This window comes from Micromonospora sp. NPDC049497 (assembly GCF_044465805.1).
GTDB lineage: Bacteria > Actinomycetota > Actinomycetes > Mycobacteriales > Micromonosporaceae > Micromonospora.
The window spans coordinates 124,820-143,918 of record NZ_JBITMC010000001.1 but is presented as its reverse complement, the minus strand read 5'-3'; the positions used below and the strand labels follow the sequence as shown (position 1 = coordinate 143,918).

The 19,099-nt window shown below is 69.0% G+C and carries 33 protein-coding genes; all 33 read right to left on the bottom strand.

All coding sequences use genetic code 11. The annotated features are described in order from the left end of the window. Nucleotides 1-6 precede the first annotated feature (6 nt). The 33 genes from truA to rpsJ all read right to left on the bottom strand — a co-directional run bounded on the left by truA (nucleotide 7) and on the right by rpsJ (nucleotide 18,867). Nucleotides 7-837: a tRNA pseudouridine(38-40) synthase TruA gene (gene truA / locus ACIBR0_RS00665; protein WP_396711832.1), complete on the bottom strand. Its 831-nt coding sequence runs from the start codon at nucleotides 835-837 to the stop codon at nucleotides 7-9. A gap of 65 nt (nucleotides 838-902) precedes the next feature. After that, nucleotides 903-1,466, bottom strand: a complete 564-nt coding sequence (gene rplQ / locus ACIBR0_RS00660) for a 50S ribosomal protein L17 (RefSeq protein WP_396711830.1) — start codon at nucleotides 1,464-1,466, stop codon at nucleotides 903-905. A gap of 32 nt (nucleotides 1,467-1,498) precedes the next feature. Continuing rightward, the gene (locus ACIBR0_RS00655) at nucleotides 1,499-2,521 is read right to left on the bottom strand and encodes a DNA-directed RNA polymerase subunit alpha (RefSeq protein ID WP_357030266.1); all 1,023 of its coding nucleotides are present in this window, start codon (nucleotides 2,519-2,521) and stop codon (nucleotides 1,499-1,501) included. A 98-nt stretch (nucleotides 2,522-2,619) separates the two neighbouring features. Continuing rightward, entirely contained in the window at nucleotides 2,620-3,246 is a 627-nt protein-coding gene (rpsD, locus tag ACIBR0_RS00650; protein ID WP_334569332.1) for a 30S ribosomal protein S4, read from the bottom strand. Nucleotides 3,247-3,260: 14 nt separating this feature from the next. Next, a complete protein-coding gene (rpsK, locus tag ACIBR0_RS00645) occupies nucleotides 3,261-3,668 on the bottom strand; it encodes a 30S ribosomal protein S11 (protein WP_014440747.1) in 408 nt (135 codons plus the stop codon). An 18-nt stretch (nucleotides 3,669-3,686) separates the two neighbouring features. Continuing rightward, entirely contained in the window at nucleotides 3,687-4,067 is a 381-nt protein-coding gene (gene rpsM, locus ACIBR0_RS00640) for a 30S ribosomal protein S13 (protein ID WP_396711826.1), read from the bottom strand. A gap of 262 nt (nucleotides 4,068-4,329) precedes the next feature. After that, complete coding sequence (gene rpmJ / locus ACIBR0_RS00635; RefSeq protein ID WP_012184307.1) at nucleotides 4,330-4,443, bottom strand: 50S ribosomal protein L36; 114 nt, start codon at nucleotides 4,441-4,443, stop codon at nucleotides 4,330-4,332. A 93-nt stretch (nucleotides 4,444-4,536) separates the two neighbouring features. Then, nucleotides 4,537-4,758, bottom strand: a complete 222-nt coding sequence (gene infA, locus ACIBR0_RS00630) for a translation initiation factor IF-1 (protein WP_007073013.1) — start codon at nucleotides 4,756-4,758, stop codon at nucleotides 4,537-4,539. Nucleotides 4,759-5,019: 261 nt separating this feature from the next. After that, nucleotides 5,020-5,610, bottom strand: a complete 591-nt coding sequence (locus ACIBR0_RS00625; protein WP_396711824.1) for a DUF1707 domain-containing protein — start codon at nucleotides 5,608-5,610, stop codon at nucleotides 5,020-5,022. Between the two features lie 99 nt (nucleotides 5,611-5,709). Beyond that, nucleotides 5,710-6,561, bottom strand: coding sequence for a type I methionyl aminopeptidase (map, locus tag ACIBR0_RS00620; RefSeq protein ID WP_396711822.1), 852 nt, complete (start codon nucleotides 6,559-6,561; stop codon nucleotides 5,710-5,712). 93 nt (nucleotides 6,562-6,654) lie between these two features. Beyond that, complete coding sequence (locus tag ACIBR0_RS00615; RefSeq protein WP_396711821.1) at nucleotides 6,655-7,308, bottom strand: adenylate kinase; 654 nt, start codon at nucleotides 7,306-7,308, stop codon at nucleotides 6,655-6,657. Beyond that, the gene (gene secY, locus ACIBR0_RS00610) at nucleotides 7,309-8,637 is read right to left on the bottom strand and encodes a preprotein translocase subunit SecY (RefSeq protein WP_357030275.1); all 1,329 of its coding nucleotides are present in this window, start codon (nucleotides 8,635-8,637) and stop codon (nucleotides 7,309-7,311) included. It abuts the gene before it with no gap. Between the two features lie 552 nt (nucleotides 8,638-9,189). Beyond that, the gene (gene rplO, locus ACIBR0_RS00605) at nucleotides 9,190-9,633 is read right to left on the bottom strand and encodes a 50S ribosomal protein L15 (protein ID WP_357030277.1); all 444 of its coding nucleotides are present in this window, start codon (nucleotides 9,631-9,633) and stop codon (nucleotides 9,190-9,192) included. Next, nucleotides 9,633-9,815, bottom strand: a complete 183-nt coding sequence (rpmD, locus tag ACIBR0_RS00600; RefSeq protein ID WP_357030279.1) for a 50S ribosomal protein L30 — start codon at nucleotides 9,813-9,815, stop codon at nucleotides 9,633-9,635. The genes rplO and rpmD overlap by 1 nt, the downstream gene beginning before the upstream one ends. Then, nucleotides 9,815-10,429: a 30S ribosomal protein S5 gene (gene rpsE / locus ACIBR0_RS00595; RefSeq protein WP_222956323.1), complete on the bottom strand. Its 615-nt coding sequence runs from the start codon at nucleotides 10,427-10,429 to the stop codon at nucleotides 9,815-9,817. The genes rpmD and rpsE overlap by 1 nt, the downstream gene beginning before the upstream one ends. A 33-nt stretch (nucleotides 10,430-10,462) precedes the next feature. After that, nucleotides 10,463-10,840 carry a 50S ribosomal protein L18 gene (gene rplR / locus ACIBR0_RS00590; RefSeq protein ID WP_205801978.1) on the bottom strand — a complete coding sequence of 126 codons (378 nt, stop codon included), beginning with the start codon at nucleotides 10,838-10,840 and terminating at the stop codon, nucleotides 10,463-10,465. 8 nt (nucleotides 10,841-10,848) lie between these two features. Next, nucleotides 10,849-11,391, bottom strand: a complete 543-nt coding sequence (gene rplF, locus ACIBR0_RS00585) for a 50S ribosomal protein L6 (RefSeq protein WP_357030282.1) — start codon at nucleotides 11,389-11,391, stop codon at nucleotides 10,849-10,851. Nucleotides 11,392-11,407: 16 nt separating this feature from the next. Continuing rightward, a complete protein-coding gene (rpsH, locus tag ACIBR0_RS00580; protein WP_013288624.1) occupies nucleotides 11,408-11,815 on the bottom strand; it encodes a 30S ribosomal protein S8 in 408 nt (135 codons plus the stop codon). A gap of 118 nt (nucleotides 11,816-11,933) precedes the next feature. Then, the gene (locus tag ACIBR0_RS00575) at nucleotides 11,934-12,119 is read right to left on the bottom strand and encodes a type Z 30S ribosomal protein S14 (protein WP_007073023.1); all 186 of its coding nucleotides are present in this window, start codon (nucleotides 12,117-12,119) and stop codon (nucleotides 11,934-11,936) included. Nucleotide 12,120: 1 nt separating this feature from the next. Then, entirely contained in the window at nucleotides 12,121-12,687 is a 567-nt protein-coding gene (gene rplE, locus ACIBR0_RS00570; RefSeq protein ID WP_357030284.1) for a 50S ribosomal protein L5, read from the bottom strand. Then, entirely contained in the window at nucleotides 12,687-13,007 is a 321-nt protein-coding gene (rplX, locus tag ACIBR0_RS00565; RefSeq protein WP_357030286.1) for a 50S ribosomal protein L24, read from the bottom strand. Before rplX ends, rplE begins: the two co-directional genes overlap by 1 nt. After that, nucleotides 13,004-13,372, bottom strand: a complete 369-nt coding sequence (rplN, locus tag ACIBR0_RS00560; RefSeq protein WP_007073026.1) for a 50S ribosomal protein L14 — start codon at nucleotides 13,370-13,372, stop codon at nucleotides 13,004-13,006. The genes rplX and rplN overlap by 4 nt, the downstream gene beginning before the upstream one ends. Nucleotides 13,373-13,469: 97 nt before the next feature. Continuing rightward, complete coding sequence (gene rpsQ, locus ACIBR0_RS00555) at nucleotides 13,470-13,748, bottom strand: 30S ribosomal protein S17 (protein WP_357030288.1); 279 nt, start codon at nucleotides 13,746-13,748, stop codon at nucleotides 13,470-13,472. Continuing rightward, nucleotides 13,745-13,981, bottom strand: coding sequence for a 50S ribosomal protein L29 (gene rpmC, locus ACIBR0_RS00550; protein ID WP_117665103.1), 237 nt, complete (start codon nucleotides 13,979-13,981; stop codon nucleotides 13,745-13,747). The genes rpsQ and rpmC overlap by 4 nt, the downstream gene beginning before the upstream one ends. Continuing rightward, nucleotides 13,981-14,406, bottom strand: coding sequence for a 50S ribosomal protein L16 (rplP, locus tag ACIBR0_RS00545; RefSeq protein WP_007465292.1), 426 nt, complete (start codon nucleotides 14,404-14,406; stop codon nucleotides 13,981-13,983). The genes rpmC and rplP overlap by 1 nt, the downstream gene beginning before the upstream one ends. Before the next feature lie 3 nt (nucleotides 14,407-14,409). After that, a complete protein-coding gene (gene rpsC, locus ACIBR0_RS00540) occupies nucleotides 14,410-15,276 on the bottom strand; it encodes a 30S ribosomal protein S3 (RefSeq protein ID WP_396711815.1) in 867 nt (288 codons plus the stop codon). Continuing rightward, complete coding sequence (gene rplV, locus ACIBR0_RS00535) at nucleotides 15,276-15,734, bottom strand: 50S ribosomal protein L22 (protein ID WP_120729748.1); 459 nt, start codon at nucleotides 15,732-15,734, stop codon at nucleotides 15,276-15,278. The genes rpsC and rplV overlap by 1 nt, the downstream gene beginning before the upstream one ends. A 40-nt stretch (nucleotides 15,735-15,774) precedes the next feature. Further along, the gene (gene rpsS / locus ACIBR0_RS00530; protein ID WP_007073032.1) at nucleotides 15,775-16,056 is read right to left on the bottom strand and encodes a 30S ribosomal protein S19; all 282 of its coding nucleotides are present in this window, start codon (nucleotides 16,054-16,056) and stop codon (nucleotides 15,775-15,777) included. Between the two features lie 12 nt (nucleotides 16,057-16,068). After that, nucleotides 16,069-16,908 (bottom strand): 50S ribosomal protein L2, encoded by an 840-nt coding sequence (rplB, locus tag ACIBR0_RS00525; protein WP_148793471.1) that lies wholly within the window; start codon nucleotides 16,906-16,908, stop codon nucleotides 16,069-16,071. A gap of 12 nt (nucleotides 16,909-16,920) precedes the next feature. Next, nucleotides 16,921-17,223, bottom strand: a complete 303-nt coding sequence (gene rplW, locus ACIBR0_RS00520) for a 50S ribosomal protein L23 (RefSeq protein ID WP_076466668.1) — start codon at nucleotides 17,221-17,223, stop codon at nucleotides 16,921-16,923. Continuing rightward, nucleotides 17,220-17,885 carry a 50S ribosomal protein L4 gene (rplD, locus tag ACIBR0_RS00515; RefSeq protein WP_357034653.1) on the bottom strand — a complete coding sequence of 222 codons (666 nt, stop codon included), beginning with the start codon at nucleotides 17,883-17,885 and terminating at the stop codon, nucleotides 17,220-17,222. Before rplD ends, rplW begins: the two co-directional genes overlap by 4 nt. Beyond that, on the bottom strand, nucleotides 17,882-18,547 hold the full coding sequence (rplC, locus tag ACIBR0_RS00510; RefSeq protein ID WP_357034651.1) for a 50S ribosomal protein L3: 666 nt from the start codon (nucleotides 18,545-18,547) through the stop codon (nucleotides 17,882-17,884). Before rplC ends, rplD begins: the two co-directional genes overlap by 4 nt. Before the next feature lie 11 nt (nucleotides 18,548-18,558). Then, nucleotides 18,559-18,867 carry a 30S ribosomal protein S10 gene (gene rpsJ / locus ACIBR0_RS00505; protein WP_007073037.1) on the bottom strand — a complete coding sequence of 103 codons (309 nt, stop codon included), beginning with the start codon at nucleotides 18,865-18,867 and terminating at the stop codon, nucleotides 18,559-18,561. Between the last annotated feature and the right edge of the window lie 232 nt (nucleotides 18,868-19,099).

Genomic DNA, 19,099 nt, shown 5'->3' with positions numbered 1-19,099 from the left:
GTCGTCTCAGCCCTCGACGGGTACGCGCAGCCGGCGGGTCAGCTCGGCGCGGCGGGCGTACCCGGCCGGGTCGTCCGGGTAGCCGACCGCCACCAGGGTCAGCCCGTGCGCCGGCGCGACGGTCACCTCGCTGGACCGCTCCCGACGCGTGAGCAGGCTGCCCGGCCAGTCGACCGGGCGCCGGCCGTCGCCGGCCACCAGCATCGCGCCGACGAGGCTGCGCACCATCGCCTGGCAGAAGGCGTCGGCCTGCACGGTGGCGACGAGGATGCCGTCGGGGTCGCGCCGCCAGTCCAGCCGGGTCACCTCGCGCAGGGTGGTGGCGTTCTCCTTGCGCCGGCAGTACGCGGCGAAGTCGCGCTCCCCCACCAGGCCCGCCGCGGCGGCGTTGAGCGCGTCCAGGTCGAGCGCCTTCGACCAGGCGAGGGTGTCGCGCCGGCGCAGCGGCTCGGCGCCCCAGGGGGCGTCGGTCACCCGGTACTCGTAGCGGCGGAAGGTGGCCGAGAACCGGGCGTCGAAGTCGGCGGGCACGTCGGCCATCGCCCGGATCCGCACGTCGGTCGGGAGCAGCCGGGCCAGCCGGCGCAGCAGCCGCCCCTCGTGCTCCCGCCACACGGCGGCCGGCAGGTCCACATGGCACACCTGCCCGCTGGCGTGCACCCCCGCGTCGGTACGCCCGGCCACGGTCAGGCCGGTCGCGGTCCCCGCCCCGAGCACCAGGTCGAGGGTCTGGACGATCACCCCGGCGACCGTACGACGGGTGGGCTGGGCGGCCCAGCCGGAGAAGTCCGTGCCGTCGTAGGAGACGTCCAGCCGGAGCCGGGTGCGCTCGTCCACTCGTACCTCCTGACGGGTCGGGCCCGGCACCCCTGAAGGGGTGCCGGGCCCGATCGTGGCCTGGCTCAGGCCTTGTCGTTCTCGCTGGCCTCGTCGCTGTCCTCGCGGGCGGCGGCGGTGTCGCCGGAGGCCGAGACGGGCGCCTCGGCGTCCTGGTCGTCCGCCGGCTTCGACTGCGGGGCCTCGTCCTCGGGGGCGAGCGCCTCGACCTTGTCCTGCTGCGCGGCCTTGCGGGCCGCGGTCTTCTTGTTCGCCTTCGGCGCCGCGACCTGCAGCTCCTCGACCAGCTCGATGATCGCCATCGGGGCGGCGTCACCCTTGCGCGGGCCGGTCTTCACGATCCGCGTGTAGCCGCCGTTGCGGTTGGAGTACCGCGGGGCGATCTGGTCGAACAGGGCGTAGACCACGTCCTTGTCCTTGACGACGCCCAGCACCCGCCGACGTGCGGCGAGGTCGCCGCGCTTGGCCTTGGTGATGAGCTGCTCCGCGAGCGGACGCAGCCGCCGGGCCTTGGTCTCGGTGGTCTGGATCTTGCCGTGCTGGAACAGCGCGGTGGCAAGGTTGGCCAGCATCAGCCGCTCGTGCGCCGGGCTGCCGCCGAGGCGGGGACCCTTGGTGGGCGTGGGCATTCTCGGTGCTCCTCGTTAATCCTCAGCCGCGCTTACAGCTGCTCGGTCTCGCGGTAGTCGTCGCTGTCGTAGTCGGCCTCACCGAAGGCGTCCACGACGTGCGCCGGGTCGAAGTTCGGGGCCGAGTCCTTCAGCCCCAGACCCATCCCGGCGAGCTTCATCTTGACCTCGTCGATCGACTTCTGACCGAAGTTGCGGATGTCGAGGAGGTCGGCCTCGGTGCGCCCGATGAGCTCACCAACGGAGTTGATGCCCTCGCGCTTGAGGCAGTTGTAGGAGCGGACGGTCAGGTCCAGCTCCTCGATCGGCAGCGCCAGGTCGGCGGCCAGCTGGGCGTCCTGCGGGGACGGCCCGATGTCGATGCCCTCGGCGGTCTCGTCCAGCTCCCGGGCCAGCCCGAACAGCTCGACCAGCGTCGAACCGGCCGAGGCCAGCGCCGTACGCGGGCCCATCGACGCCTTGGTCTCGACGTCGATGATCAGCCGGTCGAAGTCGGTCCGCTGCTCGACACGGGTCGCCTCGACGCGGTAGGTCACCTTGAGCACCGGCGAGTAGATCGAGTCGACCGGGATCCGGCCGATCTCGGCGCCGGCCTGCTTGTTCTGCGCCGCCGTCACGTAGCCGCGACCCCGCTCGACGGTCAGCTCCATGTCGAGCCGGCCCTTGCCGTTGAGGGTGGCGAGCTTGAGGTCCGGGTTGTGCACCGAGACGCCGGCCGGCGGCTGGATGTCGCCCGCCGTCACGTCGCCCGGACCCTGCTTGCGCAGGTACATGCTGACCGGCTCGTCGTGCTCGGAGCTGACGCAGAGCTCCTTGATGTTCATGACGAGTTCGACCACGTCCTCCTTGACACCGGGGATCGTGGTGAACTCGTGCAGGACACCGTCGATCTTGATCGAGGTGACCGCCGCACCCGGGATCGACGACAGCAGCGTACGCCGCAGCGAGTTGCCCAGGGTGTAGCCGAAGCCCGGCTCCAGCGGCTCGATGGTGAACCGGGAGCGGGTCTCGTTGATCGACTCTTCGGAGAGAGACGGTCGCTGGCTGATGAGCATTTCTTCTCTTCTCTTCCGGGACGCCCGCTATATGACGCCCACGACACAAACTGTTCCGGTGGCCCGCCCCGCGAGGGGCGAGCCACCGCAACGAGCCCTTACTTGGAGTAGAGCTCGACGATCAGCTGCTCCTGGACCTGGGTGTCGATCACCTGGCGGGCCGGGAGCGAGTGCACGAGGATCTTCATCTGGCTGGGGATCGCCTCGAGCCAGGCCGGCACCGAACGCGAACCGGCCTGAGCCTGCGCCACCACGAACGGGGTGAGCTCCTTGCTCTTGCCCCGGACCTCGATGATGTCGTGCTCCTTGACGCGGTACGACGGGATGTCGACCTTCTTGCCGTTCACCGTGAAGTGACCGTGCTTGACCAGCTGGCGGGCCTGGTCGCGCGAGCTGGCGTAGCCGGCCCGGTAGACCACGTTGTCCAGCCGCGACTCGAGGATCTGCAGGAGAACCTCGCCGGTCTTGGCCTTCTTGCCCACGGCCTCTTCGTAGTAGCCGCGGAACTGCTTCTCCAGCACGCCGTAGACACGACGGGCCTTCTGCTTCTCACGGAGCTGGAGCAGGTACTCCGTCTCCTTCGTGCGGCCGCGGCCGTGCTGCCCGGGCGGGAACGGCCGGGACTCGAACGGGCACTTCGGACCATCGCACTTGCTGCCCTTGAGGAACAGCTTCATCTTCTCCCGCCGGCAACGGCGGCAGTCAGCACCGGTGTAACGAGCCATCTCTCTCTAACCTCTCAGACCCGGCGACGCTTCGGCGGACGGCACCCGTTGTGCGGCTGCGGGGTGACGTCGGAGATCTGCCCGACCTCGAGGCCCGCGGCCTGCAGCGAACGGATGGCGGTCTCCCGGCCGGAGCCGGGGCCCTTGACGAACACGTCGACCTTGCGCATGCCGTGCTCCATCGCGCGACGCGCGGCGGCCTCGGCGGCGAGCTGCGCGGCGAACGGGGTCGACTTGCGGGAGCCCTTGAAGCCAACCTGGCCGGAAGACGCCCAGGAGATGACCGCACCGGTCGGGTCCGTGATGGACACGATGGTGTTGTTGAAGGTGCTCTTGATGTGCGCCTGCCCGTGGGCGACGTTCTTGCGTTCCTTGCGCCGGACCTTCTTGACGGCGGCTCCGGCACGAGCCTTCGGTGGCATAAGTCTGTGCGCTCCTAGTTACTTCTTGCCGGGCTTCTTCTTGCCGGCGACGGTCCGCTTCGGGCCCTTGCGGGTCCGCGCGTTGGTCTTGGTCCGCTGGCCACGCACGGGCAGGCCCCGGCGGTGCCGGATGCCGGCGTAGCAGCCGATCTCGACCTTGCGGCGGATGTCAGCGGCGACCTCGCGGCGCAGGTCGCCTTCAACCTTGTAGTTGCCCTCGATGTGGGTGCGGAGCTGGACCAGCTCCTCATCCGTGAGGTCCCGAACGCGCTTGTCCGGCGAGATGCCGGTAGCGGTGAGCGTCTCCAGGGCGCGGGTGCGACCCACGCCGAAGATGTAGGTGAGCGCGATCTCCATCCGCTTTTCGCGGGGGAGGTCGACGCCAGCTAGACGTGCCATGTGCGGGCGTACTCCTCGTGATGTGTGGCGGAGGTGTGGACCCGTTCCACCCCGCTACCGACCGTCCCTGTCCTTCCGACGCCGTTGGCGCCGGCGACCGGGAGTGGTCGTTGCCCGAGCGGGCCCCGGCCTCCGACCGGGGGTCAACCACGATGGGGTACGCGCTGCGTACCGCTCGCGGCTGGAACGAGCATGTGCTGTGTTGTGTGGATCTGCGGCCCGGACCTGCCCGACCGACCGTTCGCACGGTCGGTCGCGACGTTCAGCCCTGGCGCTGCTTGTGGCGCGGGTCGGTGCAGATGACCATGACCCGGCCGTGCCGGCGAATCACCCGGCACTTGTTGCAGATCCGCTTGACGCTCGGCTTGACCTTCACGGTTGCCTTACTTCCCATCTGGCCCGGTGACGCGACGACCGCGACGACCGGACGACGAAGACGGACACGGGACTCACCCGGCCGTCGTCAGGCTTACTTGTAGCGGTAGACGATGCGCCCTCGGGTCAGGTCGTACGGCGAAAGTTCGACGACGACCCGGTCCTCCGGCAGGATACGGATGTAGTGCTGCCGCATCTTGCCGCTGATGTGAGCCAGCACCTTGTGACCGTTCGCGAGCTCCACCCGGAACATGGCGTTCGGCAGGGGCTCGATGACCCGGCCCTCGATCTCGATGGCTCCGTCTTTTTTCGGCATGTCCTCCGCTGTCCTGACGTCGGTTCCTCCGGACGGCTCACAACGTCTTACACGGATCGACTGATCAAGATCAGGTAATCCGCGCCAGCCGCGGCTCCGGCTCCCACCGAAGCGCGGGGTGGGCATGCCGGAGTGGACGCTGTGCGCCGATCTGAAAGTGTACGCCCGCCTGCGCGCCGTCGCCAAACCGACCGCCGATCCCGTCGGCGCGGGTCGGAAATCGGGCACCGGCGGACCGGCTCCCCCGGCGCTGAGCCGCCCTCAGGCCTCGCCCGCCGCCCGCTTCGCGGCCTTCCGGTCCCGTTTGCGCGCCCGCTTGGCACGCCGCCGCCGCCGGCGTCGCTCCTCCTCCACGGCCCACCGCCGCGGCTTTCCCGACGTGATACCGGCCACGCTGCGGGCCAGGAGCACCGCGCCCCACGGCCCGGCCACCCAGGCCGGCCAGAACCAGAGCGGCTCACCGGCCAGTACCGACGTCACCGCCCACACGGCCAGGACGATCCCGACAGCCTTCAGGTACGGCTCCCACACGTCACGGAGCCACCGCGCCGTGACCGCCCCGCCGGTCCCGTCCACCACCCGGCCCGGCACCGCGCCGGCGGGCACGGCGAGCGCCGAGGCGTCCGCACCGGCGGGCACCACCTCTCCCGCACGACCGCCGGGCGGCGACGGCGTCGGCAGGTCGGCCACCAGGCCGTCGAGATCGGCGTACGTCCGAGCCGCGTACGCCCGTTGGAGGCGCTCGTCGTACTCGTGCAGGGTCAGCCGGCCCTCGTCGACGGCCGTCCGGAGCCGGTCCGCAACCACCTGGCGGTCCCCGTCGGCGGCCCGCATCCCGTCCCGCGCGTCCATACGTCCAGGGTGCCATCCCCACACCACCCGCCTCAGGAGCGCGCATCCGTCCCGCCCTCCCGGATCGAGGAGGTGGGACGGGAGGCGGTAGCCGGGGCGCTAGTGGGCCGGTGAGTCGGCGGGCTGGCGGGCGGTGACCAGGTCGCCGAGGCGGGCCCGGCCACCGTCCGGGGCGGTCAGCACCCACACGCCGTCCGGCAGCAGCGCCATCGTGTGCTCCACGTGCACCGCCATCGAGCGGTCCCGGGTCACCACCGTCCAACCGTCGGCCAGCTCCGCGGTCCGTGGCGAGCCCATCGTGATCATCGGCTCGATGGCGAGCGCCATGCCCGGCACCAGCCGGGGCCCCTTGCCCGGACGGCCGTGGTTGAGCACGTGCGGGTCCTGGTGCATCTCGGTGCCGATGCCGTGGCCGCCGTAGCCGTCGACGATGCCGTAGCGCCCGCCCGCACGGATCGCCTTCTCGACCGCGTGCGAGATGTCGGTGAGGCGGCCCTTGCCGCTGGCCGCGCCCCGGGCGGCGGCGGCGATGCCGGCCCACATGCTGTCCTCGGCGACCTCGGTCATCTTCACCAGCGCCGGGTCCACGTCACCGACGCCGACGGTGATAGCGGCGTCCCCGTGCCAACCGTCGAGGATCGCGCCGCAGTCGATGGAGATGATGTCGCCGTCACGCAGCACCTGGTCGGGCGAGGGGATGGCGTGCACGATCTGCTCGTTGACCGAGGAGCAGATTGACGCGGGGAAGCCGTGGTAACCCTTGAACGACGGAACGGCCCCCGCCTCGCGGATCGTCGACTCGGCGATCGCGTCCAGGTCGGCGGTGCTGACCCCGGGTGCGACCGCCTCCCGCATCCGACGCAGCGCCTCGGCGACCACGAGACCGGCGGCGCGCATCTTCTCGATCTGGTCAGGGGTCTTCAGCTGGATGTCCAGCTGGGGACGGCGCATGGAGGGATTACCTTTCGTTCCCGAAACCGAGGAGCGGGGCACGTCGCGCGTACCCCGCTCCTCGCACTCTATCCGCCGCCGCCCGGCGGGGCGTCAGCCGCCGTACGACCGCAGGGCGTCGATGGCCCGGACCGTGACGTCCTCCACCGGCCCCGTCGCGTCGATGCCGACCAGCTTGCCCTGGGCGCCGTAGTAGTCCACCAGCGGCGCGGTCTTGTCCGCGTACTCGCGCAGGCGGGTGGCGATGGTCTCCGGCTTGTCGTCGTCGCGCTGGAAGAGCTCGGCTCCGCAGCGGTCGCAGACGCCCTCGCGGGTGGTCGCGTCGAACTCGACGTGCCAGATCTTCCCGCAGCCCCGGCAGGTGCGCCGGCCGGACAGCCGCCGGATCACCTCGTCGTCGTCGACGACCAGCTCCAGCACCAGGTCCAGGGCGGTGCCCAGGTCGGCAAGGAGCTTGTCCAGCGCGGCGGCCTGCGGCGTGGTGCGCGGGAACCCGTCGAGGAGGAAGCCGTCGCCGGCGTCCGGCTCGGCGAGCCGGTCCCGGACCATATTGATGGTGACCTCGTCGGGCACCAGCTCGCCGGCGTCCATGTAGCGCTTCGCCTCGACGCCCAGCGGGGTGCCCTGCGAGACGTTCGACCGGAAGATGTCACCGGTCGAGATCTTCGGCACCGCGAGGTGCGCGGCGATGAACTCCGCCTGTGTGCCCTTACCCGCGCCCGGCGGGCCAACCAGAACGAGTCTCATCTACCGCAGGAACCCTTCGTAGTTCCGCTGCATGAGTTGGCTCTCGATCTGCTTGGTGGTCTCCAGGCCGACGCCAACCATGATCAGCACAGCGGTGCCGCCGAACGGGAAGTTCAGGTACTGCTGCCTGTCCAGCCAGATGAAGAAGAAGTTCGGCAGGATCGAGATGAGGCCCAGGTAGAGAGCGCCCGGCAGGGTGATCCGGCTGAGGATGAAGTCGAGGTAGTCGGCGGTCGGCTTGCCGGGGCGGATGCCCGGCACGAAGCCGCCGTACTTCTTCATGTTGTCCGCGACCTCGGTCGGGTTGAACGTGATCGAGACGTAGAAGTACGTGAAGAAGATGATCAGCAGGAAGTAGACCACGATGTAGATCGGGCTGGTCGGGTCCACCAGGTTGTTCTGGATCCACGCCTGGGTCTTGCCCGGGTTGTTCTGGTCGAAGAACTGGAGCGCCAGCTGCGGCAGGTAGAGCAGCGACGAACCGAAGATGACCGGGATGACACCCGCCTGGTTGACCTTCAGCGGGATGTAGGTCGAGGTGCCGCCGTACATCCGCCGGCCGATCATCCGCTTGGCGTACTGCACCGGGATCCGGCGCTGCGCCTGCTCGATGAAGGTGACCGCGGTGATGACGACCAGGACCAGCGCGATGACGAGGAGGAACTTGCCCCAGCCGCCGGTCTGCTTGATCTGCCAGCCCTCGGCAGGGAGCCGGGCGGAGATCGAGGCGAAGATCAGGACGGACATGCCGTTGCCCACGCCGCGGTCGGTGATGAGCTCGCCGAGCCACATGACCACGCCGGTGCCGGCGGTCATCGTCATGACCAGGATCGTCAGCGTCAGCCAGTCCGGGATGCCGGTCCCCGTGGGGATGATCGGGAACTGGTCGCACTGGTTCTGGAAGAGCTGCCCGGAGCGGGCCAGCGCCACGAACGCCGACGCCTGGAGGACACCGAGCCCGAGGGTCAGGTAGCGGGTGTACTGCGTGATCTTCGCCTGGCCGGCCTGGCCCTCCTTGCGGAGCTGCTCCAACCGGGGAATGACCACGGTGAGCAGCTGCAGGATGATCGACGCGGTGATGTAGGGCATGATGCCCAGCGCGAAGACCGAGAGCTGCAGCAGGGCGCCGCCGGAGAACAGGTTCAGCAGGTTGAGGACACCCGTGGAACCGTTCTCCAGGGTGTCCAGGCACTTCTGCACGTTGCCGTAGGAGACACCCGGGCTGGGCAGCGTGGCACCGAGCCGGTAGACGGCGATGATGCCTACCGTAAACAGCAACTTCTTGCGCAGGTCAGGCGTACGGAACGCACTGATGAAGGCGGACAACAACTGGATCCTCCTGCGCGGAAGGCCCGCCCGGCTCTGCTACCAGGAACCGAGGGGCGCCATCAGACTGGCGACAGGACCAAGCCGCCGAGGTGACACCTTAACAGTCTCGTCGGCTGGCACGCCACGGGTTGCCCGCACCCCCGTCTGCCAGCGTGATTGGGGTGCGGCACGTCGACGTCCACCGTAGCCCCCGCCCACTTGCACGGCCCGACCGCACACCGCCTCCGGAGGGCCGATGTGCCAGGTGAACGCGGTCAGCGACCGGGAAGTCGCGTCCCGTCGACCAACGGCCCGCCGAGCCCGATACCACTACCCCGGCCCGCCACGCACGGAGGCGATCGCGGTCAGTGGGCGATGTCACAGCAGGGCGCCGGTCCGGTCACGCGCCGTCGTCCGAGCCACCCCGTCCACTTCGGGCGTACGCGGTCGCGGCGGCCGGCACCGTACGTCCACCGGCGCCACCCGTGCCGCCGCTCGTACGACCGCGGAGGTCGCCGAAGACGCCGACGCCCGCCCGGTGGAACCGGGCGGGCGTCGAGCGGACGTACGGCCTTACAGCTCGGTGACCGAGCCACCGGCGGCGGTGATCTTCTCCTTGGCCGACGCGCTGAAACCGTGCGCCGACACCTGGAGTGCCACCCCTCCGAGGTCGCCGGTGCCGAGCACCTTGATCGGCTGGCCCTTGCGGACCGCGCCGGCCTCGACCATCTCCAGCGGGCCGACCTGGCCGCCGTTCGGGAAGAGCTCGGCGAGCCGGTCCAGGTTGACCACCTGGAAGACGACCTTGAACTTGTTCTTGAAGCCCTTCATCTTCGGCAGGCGCATGTGGATGGGCATCTGCCCACCCTCGAACGCCGCCGAGATGTTCTTACGGGCCTTCGAGCCCTTGGTACCGCGACCGGCGGTCTTGCCCTTGGAGCCCTCACCACGACCCACGCGGGTCTTGGCGGTCTTGGCCCCCGGCGCCGGGCGCAGGTGGTGGACCTTGATCGTCATTACTCGACCTCCTCGACCTTCACGAGGTGGTTGACCGCGAAGATCATGCCGCGGATCTCCGGACGGTCCTCCTTGACCACCACGTCGTTGATCCGCTTGAGACCGAGCGAACGCAGCGAGTCACGCTGGTTCTTCTTGGTCCCGATCTCGGACCGGAGCTGGGTGACCTTCAGGCGAGCCATCAGGAAGCCACCCCCGCCCGCGACGCCAGCATGGCGGCCGGCGCGACGTCCTCCACCGGCAGGCCACGACGGGCGGCGACGGCCTCGGGGGACTCGAGCCCCTTCAGCGCCGCCACGGTGGCGTGCACGATGTTGATCGGGTTCGACGACCCGAGGCTCTTGGAGAGCACGTCGTGGATACCCGCGCACTCCAGCACGGCACGCACCGGACCACCGGCGATGACACCCGTACCGGCCGAGGCCGGCTTGAGCAGCACCACACCGGCCGCGTCCTCACCCGTCACCGGGTGCGGGATCGACTGGCCGATCCGCGGAACCTTGAAGAAGTGCTTCTTGGCCTCCTCGACACCCTTGGCGATGGCCGCGGGCACCTCCTTGGCCTTTCCGTAGCCCACGCCGACGGTGCCGTCGCCGTCGCCCACGATCACCAGGGCGGTGAAGCTGAAGCGACGACCACCCTTCACGACCTTGGCGACGCGGTTGATCGCGACGACCCGCTCGAGGTGCGGGGTCTTCTCGACGGGCGCGTTTCCGCGGCCGCCCTCACGGCGGTTGTCGCGGCGACCACCCTCGTTGCCACCGGACCCGCCGCCACGGCGCTGTTGACCTGGCATCAGCAGCCTTCCTTATCTCTCGTGACGGGGTTTCTAGAACTCGAGCCCGGCTTCGCGGGCGGCGTCGGCCAGCGCGGCGACTCGCCCCGCGTACCGGTTGCCACCGCGGTCGAAGACGACCTTGGAGACGCCGGCGGCCTTGGCCCGCTCGGCGAGCAGCGCACCGACCTTGCCGGCCAGGGCGCTCTTGTCGCCCTCGGCACCGCGCAGCGAAGCGTCCAGGGTCGACGCCGACGCCAGGGTGTGACCCTTGGTGTCGTCGACGATCTGGGCGACGATGTGCCGCAGGGAGCGGGTGACGACCAGGCGGGGACGCTCGGCGGTGCCGCTGATGTTCTTGCGGACCCGGAAGTGCCGACGCGCACGCCCGACGGCGCGCTTGGCGGCAACGCCGCGGCGGCGCTTGAGCAGCGTGGCGCTCACTTCTTACCTGCCTTTCCAGCCTTACGGCGGATGACCTCGCCCTGGTACTTCACACCCTTGCCCTTGTAGGGCTCCGGCGGGCGGATCTTCCGGATGTTGGCGGCTACCTCACCGACGAGCTGCTTGTCGATGCCGGCCACGTGGAACAGGGTCGGCTTCTCCACCGTGAAGGTGATGCCCTCCGGCGCCGGCACGAGCACCGGGTGCGAGAACCCGAGCGCGAACTCCAGGTCCTTGCCCTTGGCCGTGACGCGGTAACCGGTACCGGCGATCTCCAGGCTCTTGCGGTAGCCCTCGGTGACGCCGACGATCATGTTGGCGACCAGGGTACGGCTCAGGCCGTGCAGTTCCTTGGCCTTGCGCTCGTCGTTCGGGCGGTTGACGTTCAGCTGCCCGTCCTCGGCCCGCTCGACCTTGATCGGCTCGGCAAGGGTGTGCGACAGCTCGCCCTTGGGACCCTTGACCTTGACGGTCTGGCCCTCGATCGTGATGTCGACGCCGGCAGGCACCGGGATCGACTTACGTCCAATACGCGACATTTCTACCTGTCTCCCGTTACCAGACGAAGGCGAGGACTTCCCCGCCAACGCTCCGCTTGCGGGCCTGCCGGTCGGTGAGCAGCCCCTGGGACGTCGAAATGATCGCCACGCCCAGCCCACCGAGCACCCGCGGGAGCCCGTCCGACTTGGCGTACACCCGGAGACCGGGCTTGGACACGCGCTTGATGCCGGCCAGGCTCCGCTCGCGGTTCTGGCCGTACTTCAGCTCGACGACCAGTCGCTTGCCGACGGCGCCCTCCTCGGGCTCCTCGACCGACCAGGTGGCGATGTAACCCTCGGCCTTGAGGACCTCGGCGATGTTCGCCTTGATCTTCGAGTAGGGCATCGTCACCCGGTCGTGGTACGCCTGGTTGGCGTTACGCAGACGCGTGAGCATGTCTGCGATCGGGTCGGTCATCGTCATGAAACTCGTCAGCCTTTCTCGCCGGGGTTCCCGGGGCCTGTCGCCCCGGGCCTACGGCGAAGAGCAATACGTGATCGGTGCAAGGGGTCCCGGCCGTGCGGCCGGGACTCGGTCGCCCTTACCAGGAAGCCTTGGACACGCCCGGCAGCTCACCGCGGTGGGCCATCTCCCGGATGCACACCCGGCAGAGACCGAACTTGCGGTAGACCGCCTTGGGACGCCCGCACCGCTGGCAGCGGGTGTACGCGCGAACCGAGAACTTCGGCTTCGCGGCCGCCTTGAGGATCAGCGCCTTCTTGGCCATCTCAGTTCTCCTTGAACGGGAAGCCCAGGAGCTTGAGCAGCGCCCGGCCCTCGTCGTCGGTCGTGGCGGTCGTGACCACCGTGATGTCCATGCCCCGCTGGCGATCGATCTTGTCCTGGTCGATCTCGTGGAACACCGACTGCTCGGTCAGACCGAACGTGTAGTTGCCGTGCCCGTCGAGCTTGCGCCCGTCCAGACCGCGGAAGTCGCGGATACGCGGCAGGGCGATGGACAGCAGCCGGTCCAGGAACTCCCACATCCGGTCGCCGCGAAGGGTGACCTTCGCGCCGATCGGCATGCCCTCGCGGAGCTTGAACTGCGCGATGGACTTGGTCGCCCGTCGCACCTGCGGCTTCTGGCCGGTGATGGTGGCAAGGTCCCGGACGGCGCCGTCGATCAGCTTGGCGTCCCGGGCGGCCTCGCCGACACCCATGTTGACGACGATCTTGACCAGCCGCGGCACCTGCATGGCGTTGCCGTACTGGTACTGCTCGCGCAGCTGGTTCACGATCTCGTTGCGGTACCGCTCCTTGAGGCGCGGCATGGTCTTTTCGGTAGCCGTGGTCATCACAGGTCCTTACCGGTGCTACGCGCGATGCGGACCTTCTGGCCGTTCTCGTCGATCCGGTAACCGACGCGGGTCGGCTTCCCGTCGGAGTCCAGGACCGCCACGTTCGAGACGTGGATCGGAGCCTCCTGGGTGACGATGCCACCGGTCTTGGCGCCACGCTGGGTGGTGCTGATGCGGGTGTGCTTCTTGACCCGGTTCACGCCCTCGACCAGGACCTTGTCCTGCCGCGGGTAGGCCGCGATGACCTTGCCCTTGGCACCCTTGTCCTTGCCGGCGATGACGACGACCGTGTCGCCCTTCTTGACCTTCACGGTCACAACACCTCCGGCGCGAGGGAAATGATCTTCATGAACCGCTTGTCCCGCAGCTCCCGACCCACCGGGCCGAAGATACGGGTACCGCGCGGGTCCCCGCCGTCCTTGATGATGACGGCGGCGTTCTCGTCGAAGCGGATGTACGACCCGTCCGGGCGCCGCTTCTCCTTGGCGGTGCGAACGACGACAGCCTTGACGACGTCGCCCTTCTTCACACCGGCACCCGGGATCGCGTCCTTGACGGTGGCCACGATGACGTCGCCGATGCTCGCGTAGCGCCGACCGGAGCCACCGAGAACCCGGATGCACAGGATCTCCCGGGCACCCGTGTTGTCGGCGACGCGCAGTCGCGACTCCTGCTGAATCACGTCTATCTCCTATGTCTGCCGGTTCTCCGGCCGCACGAGGCGGCCGGAGCCTGGCGGAACCTGCGCCCGACCGTCGCCGGGCGAGCTCGAGCCTTCGCTACTTGGCCTTTTCCTGGATCTCCACGATCCGCCAACGCTTCGTGGCGGACAGCGGCCGGGTCTCCATGATCAGGACCCGGTCGCCGATGCCGGCGGCGTTCTGCTCGTCGTGCACCTTCAGCTTGCGCGTACGGCGCATGATCTTGCCGTACAGCGCGTGCTTGACCCGGTCCTCGACCTCGACCACGACGGTCTTGTCCATCTTGTCGCTCACCACCAGGCCCTCACGGACCTTGCGGCGAGCCCGCACGGTGGCGGTGGTGTTCTCGTCGGTCATGATGCAGTCACCTCAGTCGGCGCGGCCGAGAGCCCCAGCTCGCGCTCACGCATGATCGTGTAGATCCGGGCGATCTCCCGACGGATGACCTGCAGCCGCCGGTTGTTGTCGAGCTGCCCGGTCGCGCCCTGCACGCGGAGGTTGAACAGCTCCGCCTTGGCCTCGCGCAGCTTCGTGACCAGCTCCTCCTCGGAGAGCTCACGCAGCTCGGAGGCCTTAACGCCCGCTGCCATCAGGATTCACCCACTTCGCGCGTAACAATGCGGCACTTCATCGGGAGCTTGTGGATCGCGCGACGCATCGCCTCTCGCGCGATCTGCTCGTTGGGGAAGGACATCTCGAAGAGAACCCGCCCCGGCTTCACGTTGGCGACCCACCACTCGGGCGAACCCTTACCGGAACCCATCCGGGTCTCGGCCGGCTTCTTGGTCAGCGCCTGGTCCGGGAAGATCGTGATCCAGACCTTGCCACCACGCTTGATGTGGCGGGTCATCGCGATACGCGCCGACTCGATCTGGCGGTTGGTCACGTACGCCGGCTCGAGAGCCTGGATCCCGAACTCGCCGAACACCACCCGGTTACCACCCTTGGACGCGCCACTGCGGTCCGGGTGGTGCGGCTTGCGGAAGCCCTTCGGGGGCTTGCGCGGCATCAGCATCTGTCAGCCCTCCTGCTGCTTTTCTGCCGGAGCGGCCGCGGCCGACGCGACAGCAGCACTGTCGATCGGCTCGCCACTCGGCGTCTCGGCCTGCTGCGCGATGGTGGTCGCGGCGGCCCGGCCGGCCTCGGTGCCGCCGGCGGTCGTGCCGGACGAGCCGGACCGACCACGGCGCGGCCGCTCGGGGCGGTCGCCGCGCTCACGGCGCGGGCGCGACGGAGCCTCGGCCGGGGTCTCCCGACCCGGCACCGCGTCGCCCTTGTAGATCCAGACCTTCACGCCGATCCGGCCGAAGGTGGTACGGGCCTCGAAGAAGCCGTACTCGATGTTGGCCCGCAGCGTGTGCAGCGGAACCCGGCCCTCGCGGTAGAACTCGGTCCGGCTCATCTCGGCGCCGCCGAGACGGCCCGAGACCTGGACCCGGATGCCCTTGCAGACCGGGTTCTTCATCGCGGACTGCATCGCCTTGCGCATGGCCCGGCGGAAGCTGACCCGGCTGGACAGCTGCTCGGCCACGCCCTGCGCGACGAGCTGGGCGTCCGACTCGGGGTTCTTGACCTCGATGATGTTCAGCTGGACCTGCTTGCCGGTGAGCTTCTCGAGCTCGCCCCGGATCCGGTCGGCCTCCGCACCCTTACGGCCGATGACGATGCCCGGCCGGGCGGTGTGGATGTCCACGCGGACCCGGTCGCGGGTGCGCTCGATGTCGACCTTGGAGATCCCGGCGCGCTCGAGGCCCTTGGACATCATCCGGCGGATCTTGACATCCTCGCCGATGTAGTCCTTGTAGAGCTTGTCCGCGAACCAGCGGGACTTCCAGTCGGTCGAGATGCCGAGCCGGAACCCGTGCGGGTGAACCTTCTGACCCATTACTCGGCACCCTCCGTCTTGCTCTGCGTCTCAGCCGGCTCGGCCTGCTTCGCCGGGGCCGCCTTCTTCGCCGCCGCCTTCTTCGGCGCGGCCGGAGCCACCGCCTCGACCGCGACGGTGATGTGGCACGTGCGCTTGCGGATCCGGAAAGCCCGGCCCTGCGCCCGCGGCTGGAACCGCTTCATGGTCGGGCCCTCGTCCACGAACGCCTCGCTGACGAGCAGCGCGTCAGGGTCCAGCCGCTCGTTGTTCTCCGCGTTGGCGATCGCGCTCGCGAGCACCTTGTACACCTGCTCGCTCGCAGCCTGCGGCGCGAACTGCAGCACCGTGAGCGCCTCCTTCGCGGGCAGGCCGCGGACGAGGTTGACCACCCGGCGCGCCTTCATCGGCGAGATGCGCACGTGCCGCGCAACCGCCCGCGCGCCCGGAAGCACCGGAGCGTCGCCCTTTCCTGGCATCGCTGTAACCCCTTGTTCCTCTATCCGTATGCCCGCGGCGTCAGCGCCGACGGCTCTTCCGGTCGTCCTTCTCGTGACCCTTGAACGTGCGGGTCAGCGCGAACTCGCCGAGCTTGTGCCCGACCATCGCCTCGGTCACGAACACCGGGACGTGCTTGCGTCCGTCGTGCACGGCGATCGTGTGACCCAGCATCTCCGGGATGATCGTCGAGCGCCGCGACCAGGTCTTGATGACGTTCTTCGAGCCCTTGTCGTTCTGCGTCTCCACCTTCTTGAGCAGGTGGTCGTCGACGAACGGGCCCTTCTTCAGGCTGCGAGGCATGTCTTATCTCCCTCAGCCGCGCTTACGCGTGGCGTAGCGGCGGCGGACGATCAGCCGGTCACTCGGCTGGCCCTTACGACGGGTGCGGCCCTCGGGCTTACCCTGCGGGTTGACCGGGTGGCGACCGCCGGAGGTCTTACCCTCACCACCACCGTGCGGGTGGTCGACCGGGTTCATGGCGACACCACGGACCGTCGGGCGCTTGCCCTTCCAGCGCATGCGGCCGGCCTTGCCCCAGTTGATGTTCGACTGGTCGGCGTTGCCGATCTCGCCGATGCTCGCGCGGCAGCGGACGTCGACCCGCCGGATCTCGCCGGACGGCATACGGAGGGTCGCGTACGCGCCCTCACGGCCGAGCAGCTGGATGCCGACGCCGGCCGAGCGGGCCAGCTTGGCGCCGCCGCCCGGACGCAGCTCCACGTTGTGGATCGTGGTACCGACCGGGATGTTGCGCAGCGGCAGGTTGTTACCCGGCTTGATGTCGGCGCTCGGACCCGACTCGACGGCGTCGCCCTGCTTCAGGTCCTTCGGCGCGATGATGTACCGCTTCTCGCCGTCGGCGTAGTGCAGCAGCGCGATACGCGCGGTGCGGTTCGGGTCGTACTCGATGTGGGCGACCTTCGCCGGCACGCCGTCCTTGTCGACCCGCTTGAAGTCGATCAGACGGTACTGGCGCTTGTGACCGCCACCGTGGTGCCGCGTGGTGATCCGGCCGTGGGCGTTACGCCCGCCCTTCTTCGGCAGCGGAGCCAGCAGCGACTTCTCCGGCGTGGACCGGGTGATCTCGGCGAAGTCGGCGACGCTCGAGCCACGACGGCCCGGCGTCGTCGGCTTGTACTTACGGATAGCCATTGTCTACACCCCTCAGCTGACCGGGCCGCCGAAGGCCTCGATACGGTCACCGTCAGCCAGCTTCACCATCGCCCGCTTGGTGTCCTTGCGCTTCCCGAACCCGGTACGGGTCCGCTTGCGCTTGCCCTCGCGGTTGAGCGTGTTGACCGTCAGGACGCGGACGTTGAAGATCTGCTGGATAGCGATCTTGATCTCGGTCTTGTTCGCGTCCGGGTGCACCAGGAAGGTGTACCAGTTGCGGTTCAGCTCGCTGTAGCTCTTCTCCGAGACGACCGGCGCGACGATGATGTCGCGCGGATCGGCGATCGTGCTCACTTGCCACCCTCCTCGGTGGTCTCGGCGGGAACGCCCAGGAACTCGTCCAGGGCCTCCTTGGTGAAGACCACGTCGTCGGCCACCAGCACGTCGTACGTGTTGAGCTGGCCGGCCTCGATCAGGTGCACGCGGTTGTCCCGCGCGCTGCGCAGGTTGCGCAGCGACACCCAGTTCAGCTCGTCGGTGCTGCTCAGCACGACCAGGACCCGACGGGCCCCGGTCAGCTTGGTCAGCGTCGCCAGCGCGGCCTTGGTCGACGGCTTCTCGCCCGAGACGAACGCCTCGACGACGTGCACGCGCCCGGCGCGGGCCCGGTCGGACAGGGCGCCACGGAGCGCGGCGGCCTTCATCTTCTTCGGGGTGCGCTGGCTGTAGTCGCGCGGGACCGGGCCGTGCACCACGCCACCGCCGGCGAACTGCGGCGCGCGGATCGAGCCCTGGCGGGCACGACCGGTGCCCTTCTGCTTGTACGGCTTCTTGCCGCCACCGGCGACCTCGCCGCGGGTCTTGACCTTGTGCGTGCCCTGCCGGGCCGCCGCGAGCTGGGCCACCACGACCTGGTGCATCAGCGCGACGTTGGCCTGGACGTCGAAGATGTCGCCGGGCAGCTCGACCGAGCCGCTCTTGGAGCCTTCGACGTTGAGGACGTCAACGGTGGTCACTTGGCCACACCGCCCTTCTTCACCTTGGACTTGGCCGCGGTGCGGACCAGGACCAGCGCGCCCTTCGGGCCGGGAATGGCACCGCGGACGAGCAGGAGGTTGTTCTCGGTGTCGACCGCCTGGACGGTCAGGTTCTGGACGGTGTAGCGCACGCCACCCATCCGGCCGGCCATCCGGGTGCCCTTGAAGACACGACCCGGGGTGGCGCAGGCGCCGATGGAGCCCGGCGAGCGGTGCTTGCGCTCGACACCGTGGCTGGCGCGCAGACCGTGGAAGCCGTGCCGCTTCATCGGGCCGGCGTAGCCCTTGCCCTTGGTCTTGCCCGTCACGTCGATCGAGACACCGGCCGGGAACTCCTCGACCGTGACCTCCTGGCCGAGCGAGTACTCGGCGGCGTCCGCGGTGCGCAGCTCGACGATGTGCCGGCGCGGCGCGACGTCCGCCTTCGCGTAGTGCCCGCTGATCGGCTTCTTGACCTTGCGCGGGTCGATCGTGCCGTACGCCAGCTGGACCGCGGAGTAACCGTCCTTCTCGGCGCTACGAACCTGGCTGATGACGCAGGGGCCGGCCTGAACCACGGTCACGGGAACAACCTTGTTGTTGTCCCAGACCTGGGTCATGCCGAGCTTCGCGCCCAGGATCCCCTTGACTTGCCTGTCCATTTGTCCGGTCCCTACAGCTTGATCTCGATGTCGACGCCAGCCGGCAGGTCGAGGCGCATGAGCGAGTCGACCGTCTTCGGGGTCGGGTCGATGATGTCGATCAGCCGCTTGTGCGTGCGCATCTCGAAGTGCTCGCGCGAGTCCTTGTACTTGTGCGGCGAGCGGATAACGCAGAAACGGTTGATCTCCGTGGGCAGCGGCACCGGGCCAGCGACCTGCGCCCCGGTACGCGTCACCGTCTCGACGATCTTCCGAGCCGAGGAGTCGACGACCTCGTGGTCATAGGCCTTGAGCCGGATGCGGATCTTCTGTCCCGCCATGGTGGCTTCTGTTCCTTCTCTCGATGCCGCTGTGTTGCGGGTGCCTGTACCGGCTGGCACAGGCCCTCTTCGCCGACCCCCGCGGTCGGGCGTGTCGCGCCCTGGGACCAGGCTCCGCCCCGGGACTCCGGAGCGGATCTGACCGCGCGGTGGGTCAAGGCGCCGATCGCATTACCGCGACCTGAACGCCGTGCGAGGGTGGTTGGCGGACGAGCCGCCAACCACCCCACGC